General features: G+C 68.1%; 26 protein-coding genes. 11 read left to right on the top strand and 15 right to left on the bottom strand.

The features are described 5' to 3' along the window. Positions 1-384, bottom strand: a 384-nt coding sequence (locus PHC73_RS01965) for a dihydroxy-acid dehydratase (RefSeq protein ID WP_300123884.1), incomplete at its 3' end; no start/stop codon positions are given. A gap of 94 nt (positions 385-478) precedes the next feature. On the opposite strand from PHC73_RS01965, the gene PHC73_RS01970 reads away from it, so the two are divergent. The 9 genes from PHC73_RS01970 to PHC73_RS02010 all read left to right on the top strand — a co-directional run bounded on the left by PHC73_RS01970 (position 479) and on the right by PHC73_RS02010 (position 8282). After that, complete coding sequence (locus PHC73_RS01970) at positions 479-1942, top strand: cobyric acid synthase (protein ID WP_300123885.1); 1464 nt, start codon at positions 479-481, stop codon at positions 1940-1942. Then, positions 1939-2466 (top strand): bifunctional adenosylcobinamide kinase/adenosylcobinamide-phosphate guanylyltransferase, encoded by a 528-nt coding sequence (gene cobU / locus PHC73_RS01975; RefSeq protein WP_300123886.1) that lies wholly within the window; start codon positions 1939-1941, stop codon positions 2464-2466. The genes PHC73_RS01970 and cobU overlap by 4 nt, the downstream gene beginning before the upstream one ends. Further along, the gene (gene cobT / locus PHC73_RS01980; RefSeq protein ID WP_300123887.1) at positions 2463-3518 is read left to right on the top strand and encodes a nicotinate-nucleotide--dimethylbenzimidazole phosphoribosyltransferase; all 1056 of its coding nucleotides are present in this window, start codon (positions 2463-2465) and stop codon (positions 3516-3518) included. Before cobU ends, cobT begins: the two co-directional genes overlap by 4 nt. Further along, positions 3515-4258 (top strand): adenosylcobinamide-GDP ribazoletransferase, encoded by a 744-nt coding sequence (gene cobS / locus PHC73_RS01985; protein WP_300123888.1) that lies wholly within the window; start codon positions 3515-3517, stop codon positions 4256-4258. Before cobT ends, cobS begins: the two co-directional genes overlap by 4 nt. Positions 4259-4353: 95 nt before the next feature. Then, a complete protein-coding gene (locus PHC73_RS01990) occupies positions 4354-4833 on the top strand; it encodes a glycine zipper 2TM domain-containing protein (RefSeq protein WP_300123889.1) in 480 nt (159 codons plus the stop codon). A 163-nt stretch (positions 4834-4996) separates the two neighbouring features. Continuing rightward, entirely contained in the window at positions 4997-5671 is a 675-nt protein-coding gene (gene rpiA, locus PHC73_RS01995; protein WP_300123908.1) for a ribose-5-phosphate isomerase RpiA, read from the top strand. Positions 5672-5926: 255 nt separating this feature from the next. Further along, a complete protein-coding gene (locus PHC73_RS02000; protein WP_300123890.1) occupies positions 5927-6979 on the top strand; it encodes a cyclic nucleotide-binding domain-containing protein in 1053 nt (350 codons plus the stop codon). Between the two features lie 176 nt (positions 6980-7155). After that, positions 7156-8013 carry an RNA polymerase sigma factor RpoH gene (rpoH, locus tag PHC73_RS02005; RefSeq protein WP_300123891.1) on the top strand — a complete coding sequence of 286 codons (858 nt, stop codon included), beginning with the start codon at positions 7156-7158 and terminating at the stop codon, positions 8011-8013. Further along, positions 8010-8282, top strand: a complete 273-nt coding sequence (locus PHC73_RS02010; protein WP_300123892.1) for a DUF2970 domain-containing protein — start codon at positions 8010-8012, stop codon at positions 8280-8282. Before rpoH ends, PHC73_RS02010 begins: the two co-directional genes overlap by 4 nt. Here PHC73_RS02010 and cyoE read toward each other — a convergent pair. The 4 genes from cyoE to PHC73_RS02030 are packed head-to-tail and all read right to left on the bottom strand — an operon-like array spanning position 8229 to position 11398. After that, positions 8229-9137, bottom strand: a complete 909-nt coding sequence (gene cyoE, locus PHC73_RS02015; RefSeq protein ID WP_300123893.1) for a heme o synthase — start codon at positions 9135-9137, stop codon at positions 8229-8231. The genes PHC73_RS02010 and cyoE overlap by 54 nt on opposite strands. After that, the gene (locus PHC73_RS02020) at positions 9130-10143 is read right to left on the bottom strand and encodes a heme A synthase (RefSeq protein ID WP_300123894.1); all 1014 of its coding nucleotides are present in this window, start codon (positions 10141-10143) and stop codon (positions 9130-9132) included. Before PHC73_RS02020 ends, cyoE begins: the two co-directional genes overlap by 8 nt. A gap of 11 nt (positions 10144-10154) precedes the next feature. Beyond that, positions 10155-10709, bottom strand: a complete 555-nt coding sequence (locus tag PHC73_RS02025) for a hypothetical protein (RefSeq protein WP_300123895.1) — start codon at positions 10707-10709, stop codon at positions 10155-10157. Next, the gene (locus tag PHC73_RS02030) at positions 10709-11398 is read right to left on the bottom strand and encodes an SURF1 family protein (RefSeq protein WP_300123896.1); all 690 of its coding nucleotides are present in this window, start codon (positions 11396-11398) and stop codon (positions 10709-10711) included. Before PHC73_RS02030 ends, PHC73_RS02025 begins: the two co-directional genes overlap by 1 nt. Before the next feature lie 131 nt (positions 11399-11529). Between PHC73_RS02030 and PHC73_RS02035 the strand changes: the two genes are divergently transcribed. Continuing rightward, positions 11530-11772 (top strand): DUF2909 domain-containing protein, encoded by a 243-nt coding sequence (locus tag PHC73_RS02035; protein WP_300123897.1) that lies wholly within the window; start codon positions 11530-11532, stop codon positions 11770-11772. Here the strand turns inward: PHC73_RS02035 and PHC73_RS02040 are convergent. The 10 genes from PHC73_RS02040 to bioB form a co-directional block, all read right to left on the bottom strand. After that, positions 11760-12641, bottom strand: coding sequence for a cytochrome c oxidase subunit 3 (locus tag PHC73_RS02040; RefSeq protein ID WP_300123898.1), 882 nt, complete (start codon positions 12639-12641; stop codon positions 11760-11762). The genes PHC73_RS02035 and PHC73_RS02040 overlap by 13 nt on opposite strands. Before the next feature lie 46 nt (positions 12642-12687). Beyond that, positions 12688-13275, bottom strand: coding sequence for a cytochrome c oxidase assembly protein (locus PHC73_RS02045; RefSeq protein WP_300123899.1), 588 nt, complete (start codon positions 13273-13275; stop codon positions 12688-12690). Then, the gene (locus PHC73_RS02050) at positions 13268-13396 is read right to left on the bottom strand and encodes a hypothetical protein (protein WP_300123900.1); all 129 of its coding nucleotides are present in this window, start codon (positions 13394-13396) and stop codon (positions 13268-13270) included. Before PHC73_RS02050 ends, PHC73_RS02045 begins: the two co-directional genes overlap by 8 nt. 8 nt (positions 13397-13404) lie before the next feature. Beyond that, complete coding sequence (ctaD, locus tag PHC73_RS02055) at positions 13405-14982, bottom strand: cytochrome c oxidase subunit I (RefSeq protein ID WP_300123901.1); 1578 nt, start codon at positions 14980-14982, stop codon at positions 13405-13407. A gap of 50 nt (positions 14983-15032) precedes the next feature. After that, entirely contained in the window at positions 15033-16163 is a 1131-nt protein-coding gene (gene coxB / locus PHC73_RS02060; RefSeq protein WP_366949780.1) for a cytochrome c oxidase subunit II, read from the bottom strand. A 2-nt stretch (positions 16164-16165) separates the two neighbouring features. Beyond that, positions 16166-16708, bottom strand: coding sequence for a DUF2244 domain-containing protein (locus tag PHC73_RS02065; protein WP_300123903.1), 543 nt, complete (start codon positions 16706-16708; stop codon positions 16166-16168). A 143-nt stretch (positions 16709-16851) separates the two neighbouring features. Next, positions 16852-17559: a dethiobiotin synthase gene (bioD, locus tag PHC73_RS02070; RefSeq protein WP_300123904.1), complete on the bottom strand. Its 708-nt coding sequence runs from the start codon at positions 17557-17559 to the stop codon at positions 16852-16854. Beyond that, a complete protein-coding gene (gene bioC, locus PHC73_RS02075; protein ID WP_300123905.1) occupies positions 17559-18440 on the bottom strand; it encodes a malonyl-ACP O-methyltransferase BioC in 882 nt (293 codons plus the stop codon). Before bioC ends, bioD begins: the two co-directional genes overlap by 1 nt. Further along, a complete protein-coding gene (gene bioF, locus PHC73_RS02080) occupies positions 18437-19594 on the bottom strand; it encodes an 8-amino-7-oxononanoate synthase (RefSeq protein WP_300123906.1) in 1158 nt (385 codons plus the stop codon). Before bioF ends, bioC begins: the two co-directional genes overlap by 4 nt. Continuing rightward, positions 19591-20571, bottom strand: a complete 981-nt coding sequence (gene bioB, locus PHC73_RS02085; protein WP_366949779.1) for a biotin synthase BioB — start codon at positions 20569-20571, stop codon at positions 19591-19593. The genes bioF and bioB overlap by 4 nt, the downstream gene beginning before the upstream one ends. A gap of 105 nt (positions 20572-20676) precedes the next feature. On the opposite strand from bioB, the gene PHC73_RS02090 reads away from it, so the two are divergent. Beyond that, positions 20677-21315, top strand: a 639-nt coding sequence (locus tag PHC73_RS02090) for a ComF family protein (RefSeq protein WP_300123907.1), incomplete at its 3' end; no start/stop codon positions are given.

Consider the following 21315-nt stretch of genomic DNA (forward strand, 5'->3'; position numbering starts at 1 on the left):
GCCGGGCGTGATCTTGTCGCAGTTGGAGATGCACACCAGCGCGTCGGCGCAGTGGGCATTGACCATGTACTCGACCGAATCGGCGATCAGCTCGCGCGACGGCAGCGAATACAGCATGCCGCCGTGGCCCATGGCGATGCCGTCGTCCACGGCGATGGTATGGAATTCCCGCGCCACGCCGCCGGCGGCCTCGATCTGCCGCGCCACGATGTCGCCCAGATCCTTCAGGTGCACGTGCCCCGGCACGAACTGCGTGTAGGAGTTGGCGATGGCGATGATCGGCTTGCCGAAGTCGCCTTCCTGCATGCCGGTGGCGCGCCACAGCGCGCGGGCGCCGGCCATGTTGCGGCCATGGGTGGAGGTGCGGGAACGATAGGCAGGCATGGGCGGCTCCAGGTGCGATCAGTCGGTCATTTTAGCGGCCACCGCAGGCGCGCCGGCGGTGATAATGCGCGCCCCGCCACCTGCTGCCTGCCCCATGCCCGCCGCCACGCTGATGATCCAGGGCACCACCTCCGACGCCGGCAAGAGCGCGCTGGTGACGGGCCTGTGCCGGTGGCTCGCCCGGCGCGGCGTGCGCGTGGCACCGTTCAAGCCGCAGAACATGGCGCTCAACTCGGCGGTGACGGCGGCTGGCGGCGAGATCGGCCGCGCGCAGGCGCTGCAGGCGCGCGCTTGTGGTCTTGCGCCGCACACCGACTTCAACCCGGTGCTGCTGAAACCGGTCACCGATCGCGGCGCGCAGGTCATCATCGATGGCCGGCCGATCGGCACTCTCGACGCCGCCGCCTACCATGCCTACAAACCCACCGCCCGCGCCGCGGTACTGGCCGCCCACCGGCGCCTTGCCGAACGGTACGAGGTCATCGTGGTGGAAGGCGCCGGCAGCCCGGCCGAGATCAACCTGCGCGCGGGCGACATCGCCAACATGGGCTTTGCCGAGGCGGTGAACTGCCCGGTGATCCTGATCGCCGACATCGACCGCGGCGGCGTGTTCGCGCACTTGGTCGGCACGCTGGCGCTGCTGTCGGCATCCGAACAGGCGCGCGTCAAGGGCTTTGTCATCAATCGGTTCAGGGGCGACATCGCGCTGCTGCAGCCGGGGCTCGATTGGCTCACCGCGCACACCGGCAAGCCGGTACTGGGCGTGCTGCCCTACCTGCATGGCCTTGACCTGCCCGCCGAGGACGCCCTGCCGCAGCCCACCGAAGCCAAGGCCGGCGCGCGGCTCAGCGTCGTCGTGCCGGCGCTGCCGCGCATCAGCAACCACACCGACCTCAACCCGCTGCGCGCGCATCCCAAGGTCGACCTGCGCTTCATCGGCCCCGGGCAGGCGCCGCCGGCGGCCGACCTCGTCGTGCTGCCGGGTTCCAAGGCGGTGGCCGCCGATCTTGCCTTTCTGCGCGCCGAGGGCTGGGAACCCGCCATCCGCCGCCACCTGCGCTACGGCGGCAAGCTGATCGGCATCTGCGGTGGACTGCAGATGCTGGGGCGCACCATCCACGACCCGCACGGCATCGAAGGCGTGCCCGGCAGCACCCCGGGCCTTGGCCTGCTCGAGCTCGAAACCACGCTGCAGGCGGACAAATGCCTGCGGCAGACGCGCGGCCGGCTCGCCTTTGCCGACGCCCCGGTGACCGGTTACGAAATCCACGCCGGCGTGAGCACGGGCCCGGCGCTCGCCCGGCCGGCGCTATGGCTAGACCACGGCCCGGACGGCGCGCTCGCCGAGGACGGGCAGATCCTCGCCACCTACCTGCACGGCCTGTTCGATGAACCGGCCGCGCAACGGGCGCTGCTCGCCTGGGCCGGGCTAGACACCGACACCACGATCGCTGCCGACACCCTGGCCGAGGCCGCCATCGAGCGCCTGGCCGATGCGGTCGAAACCCACCTCGACACCGCCGCCCTGCGCGCGCTGCTGGAGCTCGAAACCCCATGAAAACATTGATCCTGGGCGGCGTGCGCTCGGGCAAGAGCCGCCTTGCCGAACGCCTCGCCGCGGCGAGCGGCCAGCCGGTCACCTATATCGCCACCGCCCGCACTGGCGACGATGCCGAGTTCACCGCCCGCATCGCCGCGCACCGGGCCCGCCGTCCGGCCGACTGGACGCTGGTGGAAGAACCTGTCGCGCTCGCCGCGGCGCTGCAGGCGCACGCCCACGCCGAGCGCTGCCTGCTGGTCGAGTGCCTCACGCTGTGGCTCACCAACCTGCTGGTGGCCGACGACGCCGCGGCCCTCGACCGCGAGCAGGCGGCGCTGCTCGCCGCGCTCCCTGCCCTGCCCGGCACGCTGATCCTGGTCGGCAACGAGACCGGCATGGGCATCGTGCCGCTCGGCGAACTCACGCGCCGCTACTGCGATGCCGTCGGGCGGCTGCACCAGGACCTGGCCGCCCGCTGCGAGCGGGTGCTGCTCACCGTCGCCGGCCTGCCGCTTGCGCTCAAAGGAGGAAACCTGCCGTGACGCCCGCCTGGCTCAGCCTGCCCTGCCGCGCCCCCGATGCCGCTGCCGCCGAGCACGCTGAGGCCCGGCAAGCGCAGCTCACCAAACCGCCGGCATCGCTCGGCCGGCTGGAGGCACTCGCCGTGCAGCTCGCGGCGCTGCAGGGCCGCGAGCGCCCCTCCCTCGAGCGCGTGCAGGCGTGCGTGTTCGCCGCCGATCACGGCGTCGCCGCGCAGGGCGTGTCGGCCTTCCCACAGGCGGTGACAGCGCAGATGCTGCGCAACTTCGTCACCGGCGGTGCCGCCGTGAGCGCGCTCGCGCGCGCCCAGGGCGCGGCGCTCGAGGTGGTGAACCTCGGCACCGCCCACGATCCTGGCCCACTGCCTGGCGTCATCGATGCGCGCATAGCGCCGATGACGGCCGACTTCACCCAGCAGCCCGCCATGACTGCGCCCCAGCTCGCCGCGGCGCTAGACGCCGGCCGGCAGGCCGTGCAGAGGGCCGTCCAAGCCGGCGCGCAGCTGTTCATCGCCGGCGAGATGGGCATCGCCAACACCACCGCCGCCGCGGCGCTCGCCTGCGCATTGCTCGGCGAGCCGCCGGTCGCGCTCAGCGGCCCCGGAACCGGCCTCGATGACGCCGGCGTGGCGCGCAAGGCCGCGGTGATCGAACGCGCGCTCGCCCGCCATGCCGCACAGCTACACGATCCACTCGAGGCATTGCGGTGCCTCGGCGGCTTCGAGATCGCGGCGCTCACCGGTGCCGCCATCGCCTGCGGGCAGGCCGGTTTGCCGCTGCTGGTCGATGGCTTCATCGTCACCGCCGCCGTGCTCGCCGCCTGCCGCCTGGCGCCGGGCGTGCGCGACTGGCTGCTGTTCGCGCACCGCTCGGCCGAGCCCGGTCATGCCCGGCTGCTCACCGCGCTCGACGCCAACCCGTTGCTCGCGCTCGAGCTGCGCCTTGGCGAGGGCAGCGGCGCGCTCGCCGCCGTGCCGCTGCTGCGCCTGGCCTGCGCGCTGCACCAGGGCATGGCCACCTTCGCCGAAGCCGGCGTGACCGGTGGCCCACGATGATCGGCAAACTCTGGCAGCCACTGCGCCTGGCGCTGGCCCTGCTGACCACGCTGCCGGTACCCGGCGGCGCCCCGCCCGCGCCAGATGATCTTGGCCGCTCGCCGCTCACCTACCCCCTGGTCGGCCTGCTGCTGGCGATACTGTTCATTGCCGCCAGCTGGGCGCTGTTCGACCTGCCGCCGCTGGCAGCGGCCGCGCTGCTGCTCGCGCTGTGGGCCGCACTGACCGGCGCGCTGCACCTGGATGGCCTGGCCGACTGCGCGGACGCGCTGCTCGGCGGCCACGCCGACGCCACGCAGCGACGCACCATCCTGCGCGATCCGCACCTCGGCAGCGCCGCCGTGGTGACGGTGGTGCTGGTGCTGATCGGCAAGTTCGCTGGGCTGGCCGCGGTGCTCGAACACGGCTCGCTGGTGCCGCTGCTGGTGGCGCCGGTGCTCGCCCGTGGCGCGGCGCTGGCGCTGATGTGCGCCCTGCCCTACGCCAGCCCCGGCGGCATGGCCGAAACCACGATCGCCCGTCTGCCGCGCCAGGCCGGCTGGCTGGTGGTCGGCGTGATCGCGGTGATCACGCTGTTTTTGGCGCCCAGCGCACTGCTGATCGCGACGGCGCTGACCGCGCTGATCGGCCACGGCGCGCTGCGCCGGCAGGGCGGCGCCAGCGGCGACGTGTACGGCGCCGCCATCGAACTGATCGAAACCGCGACACTGCTGATACTCGCTGCCCCGGCGACCGGCTGAAGGCCGGCGCGCTTACAATCCGCAGCCCTCAAGGCGCGGAACCCACACCCGCCGGACCTGTCTCAAGAGCGGGCCCAACACGTCGAGACGAGCCGATGAACACGACACGCCTGTATCGCTCCACCCTGATTGCGCTGGCACTGGCCGTGACCGGCCACGGCCTCGGCGGCTGCGCCTCCAGCACCGCCGGCAACGTCTACTCGCGCAGCGAGGCGCGCCAGGCACAGGTGGTGAAATTCGGCACCATCGAGGCCATCCAGCCGGTCAAGATCGAAGGCACGCACTCGTTCATCGGTGCCGCCACCGGCGCCGTGCTGGGAGGCCTCGCCGGTAGCACGATCGGGCACGGCACCGGCCAGAAGGCAGCCGCCGTTGCCGGTGCGGTCGGCGGCGGGCTCGCCGGCAGCGCCGCCGAAAGCGCCCTGACCCATGCCGACGGGCTCGAAATCACCGTGCGGCTCGAGAACGGCAACGTCATGGCCATCGTGCAGGAACAAAGCGATCAGCAGCACTTCCAGGTCGGCCAGCGGGTGCGGGTGGTCCAGAACAATGGCACCTACCGCGTGTCCCCTTGAGAGCTCGTGAATTCTTCAAGCGCTCAGGCCGGCCAGGGATGGCCGGACGCGAAGCGAGCCCGCAAGGACTTCAGTCGCGTGAGCCTGTCCGGGCGTGTACCGGACGGGCGACGCAAGACATGCGCAGCACGCGCATTTCTTCACAAACTCTGAGAACAACGTGATGACGACCCAGGACATCGGCAAACGGCGGGCCGCCGAGGCGGCGCTGGCCTTCGTGCCGGAAGGCGAAGTGATCGGCGTCGGCACCGGCTCCACCACCAACTACTTCATCGACGGCCTCGCCGGCATGCGTGATCGCATCAAAGGCGCGGTGGCCAGCTCGGTAGCCACCGAAAAACGCCTCAAAGCGGCCGGCATCGAACTGTTCGACCTCAACGACGTCGGCACGCTGCCGCTGTACGTCGATGGCGCCGACGAGGCCACCGAGCACCGACAGCTGATCAAGGGCGGCGGTGGCGCCCTGACGCGCGAGAAAATCATCGCCGCCGCCAGCCGAACCTTCGTGTGCATCGTCGACGAATCGAAAATGGTGCGCCGCCTGGGCGCCTACCCGCTGCCGGTGGAGGTGATCCCCATGGCGCGCAGCTACGTGGCGCGTCAAATCGTCGCCCTGGGCGGGCGGCCGGTCTATCGACAAGGCTTCGTCACCGACAACGGCAACATCATCCTCGACGTGCTCGACGTGCATGGCCTGGACATCCTGGAGCCCATCAAGCTCGAACAGACGCTGAACAACATCGCCGGCGTGGTCACCAACGGCCTGTTCGCGGCTCGCGGCGCCGACCTGCTGTTGATCGGCAGCGCCGACGGCGTGCGCCGCCTCGGCAAAGCCTGAGAGCTTGTGAATTTTTCAAGCTCCGAGGCCGGCCAGGGATGGCCGGACCCGAATCAAGCACGCAAGGGCTTGATTCGGGGGAGCACGTCCGGGCGTGTACCGGACGGGCGACGCAAGAAATGCGCAGGACGCGCATTTCTTCACAAACACTGAGTCCGTTCGCACCTTCGGCGGGACGGGCCACACCGGCCCCGCCGATGGCGTCTTGCATGTCACAATCGGTGCCGCCTCAGAGCCTCTCGGATACCGAAGCGCGTGTCGAGCGCCATCCACTACAGCCAGCTTCGGCAATTCCTGCCGCTGTCGACGTTTCCGAAAGCGCAGTTGATCGAGCTGGCCGCCGCGGCGCGTATCGCCGAGCCCGCTGACCGTAGCCCGATCCTCGACGCCGCACACCAACCGCACGACGAACTGCTGTACCTGCTGGCCGGCGAAGCCGCTGCAGTCACCCACACCGGTGTGGCGGCGGTCATCGAAGCCGGCTCACCCAGCGCCGCCTACGCGCTCAACGACGGTCGCTTTCAAGCCGTCACCGCGTTCGCCGATGTCGTGCTGGCGCGCCTGCCGTTCGATCTAGTGGACCTGATCGCCACCTGGGACCAGCTGGCCGTGGTCGAACGGCGCGGCGTCGAGCGCAGCGCTGCTTTTTTTCCCCGCGGCATCCCGCGTCGCTGGCGCTACAGCTTCTTTCCGGTGCTGCGCAGCACGCCACCGGCGCACATCGAAGAGCTGATGCAAAGCTTCGTGCCGCTCGCCGCCCAGGAACGCCAGGTGATCGCCCACCAGGGCGAGCCGGCACACGAGTTCTTCGTCATCGACAGTGGCGCCGCGCTGATCACGCGCGAAGTGCCCACCGAGGAGGGCGAATCGATCGAACTGGCCGAGCTCAACGACGGCGAAAGTTTCGGCGCCGAAGCGTTCGGCGACGCCCCGTACTATTCCGCCACCGTCAGCATGATCAGCGACGGCGTGCTGATGTGCTTGTCGCGCGACGCGTTTCTGCGCCTGCAGGAACCGCCCCGACAGGTTCTGCTGCGCGGCGCGGACGCAGTCGACGTGATCAGTAACCGCGGGCATTGGCTGGATGTGCGCCAACGCGGCGAGTGGCAAAACGCCCACCTGCCCGGCGCGTTGAGCCTGCCTTTGCAGGAAATCCGCCTCGGTGCCCACCATCTCGACCTGGCCTGCCACTACGTGTGCTACTGCAACACCGGCCGCCGGGCGGCTGCAGCCGCGCACATCCTGTCGCAGCTCGGTTTCACCGCGAGCGTGCTGGATGGCCACTTCCGTCAGGTCGGCGCCGGTTGAGGAAACCGATCACCCGGCTCGCGTCGGCCGCTCCCATCACCCAAACGGTAACGCGCTTCTGCCAGCATCGGCGCTGCAGACGCGGCCATCATGGCAACGACACGCAACTGCGACGCGACTTAGCACTCTAAGGATGCGAGTGCTAAAATTTCATCAATCATCGTGAGGGAGGCATCATGTCCACCGCACTGACCTTGCCGCTGCAACCCGTCGGCAATCTCAACCAACTGATCCGTGCCGCCAATCAGGCGCCCTACCTGTCGGCACAGGAAGAACATGCGCTGGCGGTGCGTCTGCAGGACCACGGCGATCTCGACGCCGCCCGCCAGCTGGTGCTCTCGCACCTGCGCTACGTGATCCATATCGCCCGCGGCTATGCCGGCTACGGTCTGCCGCAGGCCGACCTCATCCAGGAAGGCGCCATCGGCCTCATGAAGGCGGTGCGGCGTTTCGACCCGCGGCGTGGCATTCGCCTGGTGTCGTTCGCCGTGCACTGGATCCGCGCCGAAATCCACGAGTTCGTGCTGCGCAACTGGAGCATCGTCAAGATCGCCACCACCAAGGCGCAGCGCAAGCTGTTCTTCAACCTGCGTCAGTACAAGCACCGCCTGGGCCGCCTGAGCGACGCCCAGGCAGAGGAAATCGCCAAAGAACTCGACGTGCGCCCGCAGGACGTGCTCGACATGGACACGCGCCTGAGCGAGCGGCCGGTATCGTTCGACGTGGCGACCGACGCCAGCGACGACGACCTGCCTGCGCCCGCACTGACCGTGGCCGATGTGCGACCCGACCCCGAGCAGGAGCTTGAGGAACAGGAATGGACCGACCACCGCCTGCAAGCGCTGCGTGCTGGCTTGGCGACACTCGACCCGCGCAGCCGCGACATCCTGGAGCAACGCTGGTTGGCCGAGGAGAAAACCGGCCTCAAGGAACTTGGTGAGAAATACGGCGTGTCGGCCGAGCGCATCCGTCAGCTCGAGAACCAGGCGCTGCGCCGCCTGTCGCAACACCTGCAAGCGCGGGCGGCGGCATGAGCGAGCCGAGTTCGCGATTGGGTTTCCTTGGCGTAATGAAGGAAATGGCCTGGGCTTTCCTTGGCGTGCGCGACCGCGCCAACTACGAGCGCAGCACGCGCTCGAACCCGCTGCACATCATCCTGGCCGGCCTGCTGCTGACCGCACTGCTGGTGCTCGCCCTGATCGGCGCGGTCAAGCTCGCGATCGGCAGCCGGCCGGCCGGTCACGCCAACTCAGCCCAGGCCGTGCCCGGGCAGGTAGTGGTCGACCAGAAGGGCGGCAAATAGCCCCATCAGGTAAATGATGGAATAGCGGAACGTGGCGGATGCGACCGCGCTGTCCTGCGTGCGGTACAGGCGCACCGCCCACTGCAGAAACCGCCCACCGAGCAGCAAGGCCGCCACGGCATAAGGCCAGCCGGCGAAATGCGTGGCAAACGGCAGCAGACTCACCGCCAGTAGCAGCGCGGCATACAACAACACGTGCAGGCGCGTGTACTGCAAACCGTGCGTCACCGGCAGCATCGGGATGTTGACCCGGGCGTACTCCTCGTGGCGGCGGATGGCGAGCGCCCAGAAATGCGGCGGCGTCCACACGAAGATGATCAGGAATAGCAACAGCGCCGGCGGGTCCACGCTACCGGTGACAGCCGTCCACCCCAGTACCGGCGGCGCCGCCCCGGCAGCGCCGCCGATGACGATGTTCTGCGGCGTGGCGCGCTTCAGATAGGCGGTGTAGATGACCGCGTAGCCGATCAGCGAAGCGAACGTCAACACCGCCGTCAGCACGTTGACCCACACCACCAGCAGCGTCATCGACAGCACCGCCAGCACCGCCGCGAAAACGAGCGCCTGGGCCGCCGTGACACGGCCGGTCGGCAACGGCCGGTGACGCGTGCGGTCCATCTGGGCATCTACCCGCGCGTCGACCACCTGGTTGATCACCGCCGCCGCCGAGGCGGCGAGAAAAATACCGAGATTGCCGGCCACCAGCGCATTCAGCGGCACCATGCCCGGCACCGCCAGCAGCATCCCGACCACGGCGGTGAAGCAGATCAGCGCCACCACGCGCGGCTTGCACAGCTCGAGGTACTCACGCCACAGCGGCAGCTCGGCCGCGCCCAGCGATGCAGTGTCAGCCACGCGTCTTCCCGCTGCGATAAAGGGTGTGGACGAGGGTCAGCACCGTCAGCAGCAATACGGCCGCCAGCGCATTGTGCGCAACCGCCACCGGCAACGGCAGGCCGAACCACACGTTGGCGATGCCGAGCGACACCTGCGTCAGCAGGACCAGCCACAACACCCAGCCGATGGTGCGCAGCGAGCCCGAGGTCCACCGCACCACCAGCGTCGCCGTGGCGGCGAGATACACGAACGTCACCAGCGCCCAGGCGCGGTGTGCCATGTGCACCGCCACCCGCGCCGGGCTGTCGAGCACACCGAACTCATAGTTCACGCCCAGACCGCGCCACAGCACGAAGCCGTCGGCCATGTCCATGGGCGGCCACCACTCCCCCAGACACTTGGGAAACGTGGGACAGGCCAGGGCGGCATAGTTGGCACTGGTCCAGCCACCGAGCGCGATCTGCAGCCCAAGCACCACGATGGCGCCAACCGCAAGACGCCGCAGCAATGCCGGCGGCGGCACGGCGCGCCGGTCCGGCACGTACGAGCGCGCCCCCAGATAGCCCAACCACAGCAGGCCCAACACCGACAAGCCGCCCAGCAAATGGCCCATCACCACCACCGGCTTGAGCATCAGCGTCACCGTCCACATGCCCAGCGCTGCCTGGAACACGATCAGCGCCAGCAGTGCCGTAGCCAACGCGCGTCCGGCCCGCCGCCGCCACGCCACCACGGTCAACCCCAACACCATCAATCCCAACGTGCCCGCGGCGTAGCGATGGATCATCTCTTTCCAAGCCTTGCCGGGCTCGAGCGGGCGATGGGCGTAGGCTTCGTTGGCGCGCGCGACGGCCTCGCCGCTCGGAACCGCCAGGTGCCCATAGCAGCCCGGCCAGTCGGGGCACCCCAGACCCGCATCCGACAACCGCGTATAGGCGCCCAGGACGACGACCGTCAGCGCCAACACGACGGCCAACAGCCACAGCAGCGGGTGGATCGACGATGGTTGGGACGATCCTGTCAAGAGTCACTCCATCAGTTGGGCACGAAACGTCGCAGCAGGTGATCGATGTCCTTGCGTGCCGCGCGCGGATCATAGTCCTTGCGGTAGCGCAGCATCGCAAAACCGCGCGGATCGACCATCACGAAGGCCGTGTCGGCCGGTGGGGCCGCGCCGGCCAGGGCGGCCAGCAGGCGCCCGTCGCCATCCTCGAAGTCGAGCAGGCCGGCCTGCTCCTGCAGGCGCGTCGGGGCCAGCGCCTGCCCTGGACGGTGCACATAGACGCGCACCAACGCGTCCTGATAGCGCGGCAGGGAACGCGCAATCTGCCGAAGATCGACGAGCGTCTTCCAGCACGCCGCATCACACGGCCCGACGACAATCAGTTTCCAGGGGGCTGCGGGCAGCCCCTTCATGGCATCAGGTGGCAACTCGACCGGCGGATCGATCAGCAGCCCCGACAGCGCCGGCTCCGGATGCCAGTGGAATCCCAGCCGCGAATATGCCCATGAAAACAACAGTGGGCCCAAAAACAGCGCCCCCAGCAGCAGCAACATCAGCCGGCCGCGCCGGCGCGCCGCCTCGTCCATCACTCCTCCTGCTCCGGACGCAAACGCGCTCGCCGCACGCCATGCACGATGTACATCACCAACAACGCCGCTGCCAGCCCGAACCATTGCACCGCATAGCCGTAATGGCGCTGCGGCGTCATGGACACGGTCGGCCAGTCGCGCCGAAACCCATATTCCGATTCGGGCGCCAGGCGCAACACGCGCCGCTGGACCGGCGCGCCGAGCACCGGCTCCAGTAACAGCGGGTCGATCTCCCCCACCACCCACAAGCTCCCGAACCGCTCACGAACCTCACCCGACACTAGCGGAAGGTCCATCGGGCGGCGCAGGTAACCGATCAACGTGAGCGGCCCGCCGGGCGTCTGCCAGGCAGGAACGTCGCTGCGCCGGGCACCCCGCGCCAACCATCCCCGGTCCACCAGCAACAGTGACGACTGCCCGTCGACGCGAAACGGGCTCAACACGTCGTAGCCGATCTGCCCGTCGCGCACCTGGTTGTCGAGCAGTCCTTGTCGATCGGCCAGGAACTCACCCCGCACCATCACCCGGCGATACTCGGGCACGCGATCGGGCGAAACGGATTCCCCTAGACGCAGCGGCGGCGCTGCTTGCTGCATGGCCGCCGCCTCAATGAGGATTTCCTTCTCGTGCGCGCGCCTGACCTGCCAGCAACCGAGCGCCGACAAAATCGGCAGCCCGACCGCCACGGCGAGCGTACTGGCTAGCGAGGGCCGGAACGGCGCGCGCCGACCACGATTGGAAACCGCCACGGCGTCGACCCTCAGGCCGCCGGCAAGCGACTAAAATGTTTCAAGCTCAGCGATCGCGGAGACGAAAAATGATGATGAAAGCGCTCATTTTGGCCATGCTGACCGCCATCCTGTTTGCCCTGGGCTCGGCGGCGTTTTCCATGCTCGGCCCCCGGCGCGGACACGACCGTATGGCGCGCGCGCTCACCTGGCGCATCGGCCTGTCGGTGGCGCTGTTCGCGCTACTGCTGGCCGGCTTCGCGGGCGGCGTGCTCAAACCGCACGCCGCCATAGCACCAGCCGCCGCGGCTGCCGCGGCTCAGAGCCAGTAAACGAACACGAACAGAGCCAGCCACACCACGTCGACGAAGTGCCAATACCAGGCGACGGCCTCGAAACCAAAATGGTGCTCAGGCGTGAAGTGCCCTTTCATGCAGCGCAGCAGGATCACGATCAGCATGATGGTGCCGAGCGTGACGTGCGCGCCGTGAAAGCCCGTCAGCATGTAGAACGTCGAACCATAGATGCCGGATGCCAGCGTCAGGTTCAGCTCATGCATGGCATGCGCGTATTCCTCGAACTGGAAATACAGGAACAGCAAGCCCAAGGCCACGGTGGCAGCAAGACCCAGGATCAGCTGCGTGCGCCGGTTTTTGAGTAATCCCCAGTGGGCGATGGTGATGGTCACGCCGCTGCTTAGCAAAATCGCGGTATTGAGCGCCGGCACCCCCCAGGCGGACACCGTCCCTTTAGGAATATCGAAACCCTCGGCCTTGGGCGGGTTCAACAGCGGCCAGGTCGCCTCGAAATTCGGCCACAGATAGGCGTGCGTGATGGCCTTCATCGGATCGCCTTCGCCACCCAGCCACGGCACCGAGAATTGCCGGGCGAAGAACAACGCCCCAAAAAAGGCGCCAAAGAAAAACACCTCCGACACGATGAACCACGCCATACCCCAACGGTATGAACGCTCCACCTGCTCGCTGTTGAGGCCGGCCTGACTCTCTCGGATGACGTTTCCAAACCAGCCGACCACCATCGCCACCAGCATCAAGGCGCCGACGAACAGCACCAGTTTGCCGACCGAGCGCTGATGCAGCCAGTTGACGCCGCCGATCACCATCAGCGTCAGCGCCACCGAGCCAACGATGGGCCAGCGTGTCTGCTCCGGTACGTAATATCCGCCGTGTGCCTGTGCCATTTCTTGTCATCCCTCCGCAAAAAGCCTATCGAGCACTCAACGGGGATCAGCCACCGGCCGGCGTATGGCCGGCATGCTCATCCATCGGCGCCTTGTGCAAATCGAAAAATGTGTAACTCAGCGTCACGGTACGCACATCGGTGGGCAGTTCCGGATCCACCGTGAAGCGCACTTTCATATCCTTTTGCTCTCCCGCCGCCAGCGTCTGCTGGGTGAAACAGAAGCATTCGATCTTGTGAAAATGCTTCGCCGCCGTGCCGGGCGCCACGCTGGGAATGGCCTGTCCGGTCACCGCCCGGCTGGCCAGATTGCGCGCCACATAAATCGCCTCGGCCGGCTCCCCGACGCGCACCTTCATGCGCGCGATGCCAGGGTGAAACTCCCACGGCAGATCGGCATTGGTGGTGGCCACGAACTCGACCGTGACCTCCCGTCGCTCGGCCCCGCCGGCGCCCCGTTCACCGCCGGCACCGACGCTTGCGCTGTTCAGCGATGCCGCCTTGCCATTCAAGCCGACGGCCTCGCACAACACGTTGTACAGCGGCACCAACGCAAAGCCAAAGCCGAACATCACCACCACCGCCAGCACCAGCCGCCGGCTGGTGCGAGCGATCCCGCGCCGACGCTCATCCACCGTGCGTAGCCCTCAACTGGACCAGGATGGTCACCACGTAGATCACCACCACCAGCGCCACCAGCCCGCCCACGAAGCGCCGATTCGGCCGGGTGTTGCGGTTCACTGGGGAGCGCGCCATGGGCGAGATCAGCGGATTTCCGGCGCTGTCGCGAACGTGTGATACGGCGCCGGCGATGGCACCGTCCACTCGAGGCCATGCGAGCCTTCCCACACGCGGTCGGTCGCCTTGGCGCCGCCACGCACCGTCTTGATGACGATGTACACGAACAACAGCTGCGACAAACCGAACACAAAGCCACCAACACTGGCAATGCGATTGAAGTCGGCGAACTGCAGCGCGTAGTCCGGGATACGCCGTGGCATGCCCTGCAGCCCGACGAAATGCATCGGGAAGAACAGCACATTGACGGAAATCGCCGACAGCCAGAAATGCAGCTTGCTCAAGCGCTCGTCATACATGTGCCCGGTCCACTTAGGCAGCCAGTAGTAGGCGCCAGCCATCAGCGCGAACACGGCTCCCGGCACCAGCACGTAGTGGAAATGCGCCACCACGAAGTAACTGTCGTGATACTGCATATCGGCGGGACCGATGGCCAGCATCAGGCCGGAGAAACCGCCAATGGTGAACAGGAACACGAAGGCGATGGCGAACAGCATGGGCGTCTCGAAGGTGATCGAGCCACGCCACATGGTGGCAACCCAATTGAATACCTTCACGCCGGTCGGCACCGCGATCAGCATGGTGGCATACATGAAATAAATCTCGGCCGCCACCGGCATGCCGGTGGCAAACATGTGGTGCGCCCATACGATGAACGACAGGAAGGCGATGGCCGAGATGGCGTACACCATCGAGGCATAGCCGAAAATCTGCTTGCGCGCAAAGGTCGGAATGATCTCGGAGATCACGCCGAACGACGGCAAAATCATGATGTACACCTCGGGGTGCCCGAAGAACCAGAAGATGTGCTGGAACAGCACCGGGTCACCACCGCCGGCCGCGCTGAAGAAACTGGTGCCGAAATGCCGGTCGGTGAGCATCATGGTGACGGTACCGGCCAACACCGGCATCACGGCGATCAGCAGGAAAGCCGTCACCAGCCAGGTCCAGCAGAACAGCGGCATTTTCATCAGCGTCATGCCGGGGGCGCGCATATTGAGCACGGTGGCAATGACATTGATGGCACCCATGATGGACGAGATGCCCATCAGATGCACTGCGAAGATAAAGACGTCAGTGGTATCCGGTGCAAAGGTGGTGGAGAGCGGTGCGTAAAACGTCCAGCCAAAAGCCGGAGCGCCACCGTCCATGAACCAGGTGCTGAGCAGCAGCGCGAAGGCAAACGGCAGCAACCAGAAACTCCAGTTGTTCATGCGCGGCAATGCCATGTCCGGCGCGCCGATCATGAGCGGCAGCATCCAGTTGGCAAAGCCGGTCCAGGCCGGCATCACCGCGCCGAACACCATGATCAAGCCATGCATGGTGGTCAGGCGGTTGAAGGTTTCCGGCTCGACCAGCTGCAAACCGGGCTGGAACAGCTCGGCGCGAATCAGCATGGCCAGCAAACCGCCGGTCAAGAACATGATCAGCGCCAACCACAGGTACAGGCTGCCGATGTCCTTGTGATTGGTGGTGAACAACCAGCGGCTCAGCCCGCGCGCTGGGCCGTGATGATGATCGACTTCGTGGGCCACAGTAGCCATGCCGTCTTCTCCGAACATAGTCTCGTTAGGTTACGCGTCGATGCCGCAAATCAGCGCGCCGCTTTGATCTGACTCGGCTGCACCAGGTCGCCCTTGTTGTTGCCGAAGGCGTTGCGTTCATAGGTGATCACGGCCGCCAGATCGACGTCGTTCAGCTGCGCGCCGAATGCCTGCATGGCCGTGCCGGGCTTGCCGTGCATGACGATGTTGACATGCCCTTCGATCGGCCCGGTCGCAATCGCGCTGCCGGCCAACGCCGGGAAAGCCGGCGGAATGCCCTGACCGTTGGCCTGGTGGCAGGCCACGCAATACGTGCCATACACGCCCTTGCCGCGCTCGACCAGCTCGTCCAGGGTCCACTCACGGTCGGCACCGCTCTTGGCCGCCTCGGCCTCGGCCTTCTTGGCGGTCAACCAGGTTTCGTAGTCCTCGCGTGTCTTGGCCTCGACCACGATCGGCATGAAGCCGTGATCCTTGCCGCACAGCTCGGCGCATTGGCCGCGGTAGAAACCCGGTTTCGGAATGTTGGTCCAGGCGTCGTTGATGAAACCGGGAATGGTGTCCTGCTTCCAGCCGAGCTCCGGCACCCACCACGAATGGATGACGTCATTGGAGGTGAAAACAAACCGGATGCGGGTATTGACTGGCACCACCAAGGGATTGTCGACGTCGCGCAGGTAATTGGCATCCGCGTGCGGATCGGCCTTGATGGCGTCGCGACTGGTGGCGGCGAGGTTGCTGAAGAAGCTCACCCCTTGATCGAGATAGTCATACTGCCAGCGCCACTGATAGCCGGTGACCTTGATGGTCAGCTCGGGGTCTGAGGTGTCTTCGAGCGTGAGCAGGCTTTTGGTGGCCGGAAAGGCCATGGCGATCAGGATGATGAACGGTATGACCGTCCAGATCACTTCGACCGTGGTGTTCTCATGAAAGTTGGCCGCCACGGCGCCGCGCGATTTGCGAAACGCAAACAGCGAATAGAACATGGCGCCAAACACCACCACGCCGATCGCCGCGCACACCCACAGCGAGATCATGTGCAGGTTGAAGGTGCTATGGCTGACCTCGGTGACGCCACGCACCAGGTTCATGTCGTAAGCCGCCTGCACAGGCGACGCCGCCACACTGGCCAAACACAGGCCAGCGAACGTTCCGGTCACAGCGCGACGTTGTTGTCCCATCTTCAAAGACCCATCTCCCTGTTCAATCCGGTATCCGGTGCGCTCTGGGGCGCGCTTGTCGTCCACTGCCGATCCAGCAACCGAGTCAGTTCGGTCGCCAGCCGATGGCGTTCGGCGTGCGGCAGGAACGAGCCGATTTCCAAAAATCGTCCCGTCGACCCCAGGCGCAGACTGCCGCAGCCTCGATTGGCCTGCGGCTGCCAATACAACCTGACCCACGGCCGGGCGAATTCATCGCGCGACTCGAGGCGATAACCGCCGCGCAGCACGACCAGCCGCTCGCCGTCGAGCTGGATCAGCTCGCGCCGATAGCTGGCCCGCGAACAGCAATACAGCCCAATGCCGAGGGCCGCCACTTCCAGCCCGCTGAAGGGCGCCACCAGCCACAACCCCTGCCCGGCAAACACCAGGGCGATGAGGCCGTTGAGCAGCACCATGGCGGTCAGCACGCGCTTGGTCTGAGGCCAGGAACTGGAACGGTTCGGTTCGAGCTCGAACCGCCACACGCCGTCCCGCTCCCGCCGCGTACGCAGCGACACCGCCACCTCCTCTCGCCGAGAGGCCCACTTGACCACGGACGTGGCCGGGTTGCGAAGCGCACCTGCGACAAAAAACCGCACCAATACTACCGTCCCGGGACTGCACCTGACAAGCCGAATCGCCCGCGGTCATACCCTCTTGACCGGCGTCAAGCCATCCTGCGCAGACACCCCAGGACGCCCTGGGCAAACTCGCTCGCGATGTCATCTGCGTCGGCCAGTGGCTGATGTGGCAGGATGCCAAGGCAGGGCTCGGGCAGAACGTCGGCGAGCGCGGCCAGGTTTTCCTGCAGCCGCGCGAGGTTGCCATCCACGGCACTGGCCACCCAGCCGAGCAACGCCAGGCCGCTGCGACGGATGGCGTCCGCGGTGAGCGCCGCATGGTTCAGGCATCCCAGGCGCAAGCCCACCACCAGCACCACCGGCAGTTGCAGCCGGCGCGCGAGCGCCGCCACGTCGCCATCCGGCCCCAGCGGCACCCGCCAGCCGCCGACGCCTTCGACCACTGTGCAGTCGGCCTTGCGCGCCAGGCGTTCGAAGGCCTCGGTGATGACCGCAAACCGAATCGACCGCCCGACCTCGGCCGCGGCGATGTGTGGCGCGATGGCCGGCGCAAAAGCGTATGGATTCACCCACTCGTATGGCAGATCGAGCCCGCTGGCCGCTTGCAGGGCCAGCGCGTCGGCGTTGCGCAGGCCGCCTGGCGTCGTCTCGCAGCCGCTCGCCACCGGCTTCATGCCCGCCACGCGCCAGCCGCACCGGCGCAGCGCCACGATCAGGCCGGCCGCAGCGCGCGTCTTGCCGACGCCGGTATCGGTGCCGGTGACGAACAGGCCGCGCGTGCGCAGACCGGGCATCAGGCGCGTCGACCACGCGGCGGGTGGAAATGCAGCGGCCGCGCGCCGTCGTGATCGTGCGGCCGCGAGTGCAGCGGCTTCCAAGCGTGGGCGTGGATCACCTCGTAGCTCGCCGGCAGACGACCGTCGCTGCGAAAGACTTCATAGGCGGCCGCCATCCGCTCCCAGGCCAGCCGGCCGCGCAGGCCGCGCCGGCGCCCGGCGGCGGCATTGGCGGCGCCGATGGCACGCAAATCGCGCGCCAGCGCCCGCACATCGGCGTAGGTCAGGCAGAAGTGTTCGACGTCCAGCACCGGATTTTCGAAGCCGCTGCGGCCGAGGGCGTCGCCGAGGTCGTGCATGTCGATGAAGCCGTGCACGTGGGTTTCGCCATCCACCTGCCGCCAGGCGGCACGCAGCTCGCGCAGGGTGTCGGGGCCGAGGCTGGTGAACAGGAACAAGCCGCCCGGGCGCAGCACCCGCCATACCTCGGCAAACACCTGCGCCGGGTCGGCGCACCACTGCAGGGTGAGGTTGCTGAACACCAGATCGACGCTGTCCGCCGCCAGCGGCAAGGCCTGCACGTCCGCGCACACGAAGCGCTGTGCCGACCGCCAGCGCCGCCGCGCCCGGGCGGCGCGCAACATGGCGAGCGCGAAATCGACGCCGATCACCTGCACCCCGCGGTAGCGGCGCAGCAGCGCACGCCCGGCCACGCCCGGCCCGCAGCCGAGATCCACGATGGCCTGCGGCGCGATGCGGATCAGCTCGAGCCGCGCCAGCGCGCGCGACTCGACGGCGCGCTGCAGCACGGCGGCGGTCTCGTAGCCGGCCGCCGCCCGCTCGAAGGCGCGCCGCACCCGCCGCGTGTCGAGCCGAAACTCGGCGCCCGGATCGTTCATGCGGACTGCGCCAGCGCGCCCAGCGCGTCCAGCAGGCGATCCACATCGGCCGCCTCGTGCGCGGCGCTCAGCACGATGCGCAGGCGCGCCGTGCCGTCCGGCACCGTGGGCGGGCGCACCGCCGGCACCAGGATGCCGCAACGCTCGAGCTGCGCGCTCCAGGCCAGGGCGCGCGCCGCACTGCCGGCGATGAGCGGCTGAATGGGCGTGGTGGATTCGAGCAGCGGCAGACCGAGCGCCGCAGCACCGGCGCGAAAGCGTCTGATCAGCGCGGCCAATTTGTCGCGCCGCCAGGACTCGGCGCGCATGAGGCGCAGCGCCTCGCGCGCGGCCTCGGCCAGCGCCGGTGGCATGGCGGTGGTGTAGATATAGCTGCGCGCGTGCTGGATCAGCGTCTCGATCAGCGCCTCGCTGCCGGCGACGAACGCGCCGAAGCAGCCGAGCGCCTTGCCGAGCGTGCCCATCAGCACCGGCACGTCGTCCACGCCCAACCCGGCCTGCGCCACGCTGCCTGCCCCCTCGGGCCCCAACACGCCGAAGCCGTGCGCGTCATCCACCATCAGCCAGGCGCCGGTGCGCGCCGCCAGCCGGGCGAGCGCCGGCAGCGGCGCGATGTCGCCGTCCATGCTGAACACGCCATCGGTGACGATGAGCCGCTTGCCTGCACTGGCCTCGATCTGCGCGGCCAACGCCCCTACCTCAGCGTGCCCGTAAACCCGTACCTGCGCCCGGCTCTGGCGCAGGCCGTCGATGATCGAGGCGTGATTCAAGGCGTCCGAGAACGCCGTCGCCTGCCGGTCGAGCAACGCCGTCAGCACACCGACGTTCGCCATGTAGCCGGTCGAGAACAGCAGCGCCCGCGGCCGGCCGACCGCCGCGGCGAGTTCGTCCTCCAGCGCGTGATGCGCCGCGGTGTGACCCGCCAGCAGGTGCGAGGCCCCGGCGCCCACACCCCAGCGCCGCGCACTCTCTGCCAGCGCCTCGACCAACGCCGGGTGGTTGGCGAGCCCGAGGTAGTCGTTGCTGCAGAAGGTGAGCCGGCCGCCCTCGTCGAAGCGCCGCGCCGGCATCTGCGGCGAGTGGGCGACCTGCCGCTGCCGGTAAAGACCCGCCGCGCGCCGGGCAGCGAGCCCGGCGTCGAGATCGAAGCTCACGCCGCCGCCGGTGCCGCGCAGCGCCGGGTGGGCTCAGCCGCCGTGATGCCGAGCCGTTCGAACAGCGCCCGGTCGCGCTCGGCCGCCGGGTTGCCGGTGGTCAGCAGCTTGTCGCCGTAAAAAATCGAGTTGGCGCCGGCCAGAAAGCACAGCGCCTGCAGCGCATCGTCCATGCCATCGCGGCCGGCCGACAGGCGCACCACCGAGGCCGGCATCAGGATGCGCGCCACGGCGCAGGTGCGCACGAACTCGAGCGGGTCGAGCGGCGCCGTGCCGGCCAGCGGCGTGCCGGCCACCTGCACCAGATAGTTGATCGGCACGCTCTCGGGATGCTGGGGCAGGTTGGCGAGCGATTCGAGCAACCCCACGCGGTCCTCGCGCGACTCGCCCATGCCGACGATGCCGCCGCAGCAGACGTTGAGGCCCGCCTCGCGCACGCGCCCGAGCGTGTCCAGGCGATCGTCGAAGCGGCGGGTGGTGATGATCTGCTCGTAGTACTCGGGCGAGGTGTCGAGGTTGTGGTTGTAGTAGTCGAGTCCGGCGGCCTTCAGGCGCTTCGCCTGATCGCCATACAGCATGCCGAGCGTGACGCAGGTCTCCATGCCGAGCGCCTTGACCCCGCGCACCATGTCGAGCACCCGCACGAAGTCTTTCTCGCGTGGGCTGCGCCAGGCAGCACCCATGCAGAAGCGGCTGGCGCCGGCATCGCGCGCCGCCCGCGCGGCGCTGACCACGGCGTCCACGTCCAGCAGCGCCTCGCGCTCGACGTCGGCGGCGTGGTGCGCGCTTTGCGGACAATAGCCGCAGTCCTCAGGACACGCGCCGGTCTTGATGCTCAGCAGGGTGCTCACCTGCACCGCGTTCGGGTCGAAATGGGCGCGGTGCGTGGTCTGCGCGCGGTGCAGCAGGTCGGCGAACGGCAACTCGAACAGGGCGCGAATCTCCTCGCGCGTCCAGTCATGGCGGATGGCGGTCAACGCTGGGCTCCGGTGGGCGGTATAAGAAGGCCGTCGAAACGCGCGCTCGCCGGCCTGGCTCGCGGCCGGTCAGGATAGCGGCGAGGCATTACTTGTCAACCTGGCATGATGGGAAAAGTTGACCAACTACTGGATGCCGCGCTGGCATTCTGGCTGCCGCCCACCTGCACGCTGTGCGGCGCGCCCGGCGCCGACCGACTGGCGCTGTGCCACGGTTGTCACGCCGATCTGCCGTGGCTGGGCAACGCCTGCGGGCGGTGCGCGCAGCCGCTGCCGGTGAGCGGCGTGTGCGGACGCTGCCTGCGTCACCCGCCGGCGCAGGATGCCGCGCACGCCGCCTTCGTCTATGCCCCGCCGCTCGACCGGCTGGTGCAGGGCCTCAAGTTCGGCCGCCGGCTCGGGCTTGCGCGCCTGACCGGGGCACTGCTGGCGCAGGCGGCCGCCGAGCGCGCCTGGCCGCGCCCACAGCTGCTGATACCGGTACCGCTGCACGACAGCCGCTTGCGCCAGCGCGGCTACGACCAGGCGCTGGTGCTCGGCCGCGAGGTCGGGCGGCGACTGGGGCTGCCCGTCGATTGGCGATCGTGCCGGCGCCTGCGCGCCACGGCGCCGCAAAGCGGCCTCGATCGCGCCGCGCGGCGGCGCAACGTGCGCGGCGCCTTTGCGGTGGTGCAGCCGCCGGGCGTCGATCACGTGGCGGTACTGGACGATGTGATGACCACCGGCGCGACTGCCGGCACGCTG

The organism is Immundisolibacter sp., assembly GCF_028696615.1.
In the GTDB taxonomy this organism is placed as follows: Bacteria; Pseudomonadota; Gammaproteobacteria; order Immundisolibacterales; family Immundisolibacteraceae; genus Immundisolibacter.

Coding starts and splice junctions, on each gene's coding strand:
- PHC73_RS01970 (WP_300123885.1), top strand. CDS start 479: ATGCCCGCCGCCACGCTGATGATCCAGGGCACCACCTCCGACGCCGGC.
- cobU (WP_300123886.1), top strand. CDS start 1,939: ATGAAAACATTGATCCTGGGCGGCGTGCGCTCGGGCAAGAGCCGCCTT.
- cobS (WP_300123888.1), top strand. CDS start 3,515: ATGATCGGCAAACTCTGGCAGCCACTGCGCCTGGCGCTGGCCCTGCTG.
- PHC73_RS01990 (WP_300123889.1), top strand. CDS start 4,354: ATGAACACGACACGCCTGTATCGCTCCACCCTGATTGCGCTGGCACTG.
- rpiA (WP_300123908.1), top strand. CDS start 4,997: ATGACGACCCAGGACATCGGCAAACGGCGGGCCGCCGAGGCGGCGCTG.
- rpoH (WP_300123891.1), top strand. CDS start 7,156: ATGTCCACCGCACTGACCTTGCCGCTGCAACCCGTCGGCAATCTCAAC.
- PHC73_RS02010 (WP_300123892.1), top strand. CDS start 8,010: ATGAGCGAGCCGAGTTCGCGATTGGGTTTCCTTGGCGTAATGAAGGAA.
- PHC73_RS02025 (WP_300123895.1), bottom strand. CDS start 10,709: ATGGACGAGGCGGCGCGCCGGCGCGGCCGGCTGATGTTGCTGCTGCTG.
- PHC73_RS02035 (WP_300123897.1), top strand. CDS start 11,530: ATGATGATGAAAGCGCTCATTTTGGCCATGCTGACCGCCATCCTGTTT.
- PHC73_RS02040 (WP_300123898.1), bottom strand. CDS start 12,641: ATGGCACAGGCACACGGCGGATATTACGTACCGGAGCAGACACGCTGG.
- PHC73_RS02050 (WP_300123900.1), bottom strand. CDS start 13,396: ATGGCGCGCTCCCCAGTGAACCGCAACACCCGGCCGAATCGGCGCTTC.
- ctaD (WP_300123901.1), bottom strand. CDS start 14,982: ATGGCTACTGTGGCCCACGAAGTCGATCATCATCACGGCCCAGCGCGC.
- coxB (WP_366949780.1), bottom strand. CDS start 16,163: ATGGGACAACAACGTCGCGCTGTGACCGGAACGTTCGCTGGCCTGTGT.
- bioD (WP_300123904.1), bottom strand. CDS start 17,559: ATGCCCGGTCTGCGCACGCGCGGCCTGTTCGTCACCGGCACCGATACC.
- bioC (WP_300123905.1), bottom strand. CDS start 18,440: ATGAACGATCCGGGCGCCGAGTTTCGGCTCGACACGCGGCGGGTGCGG.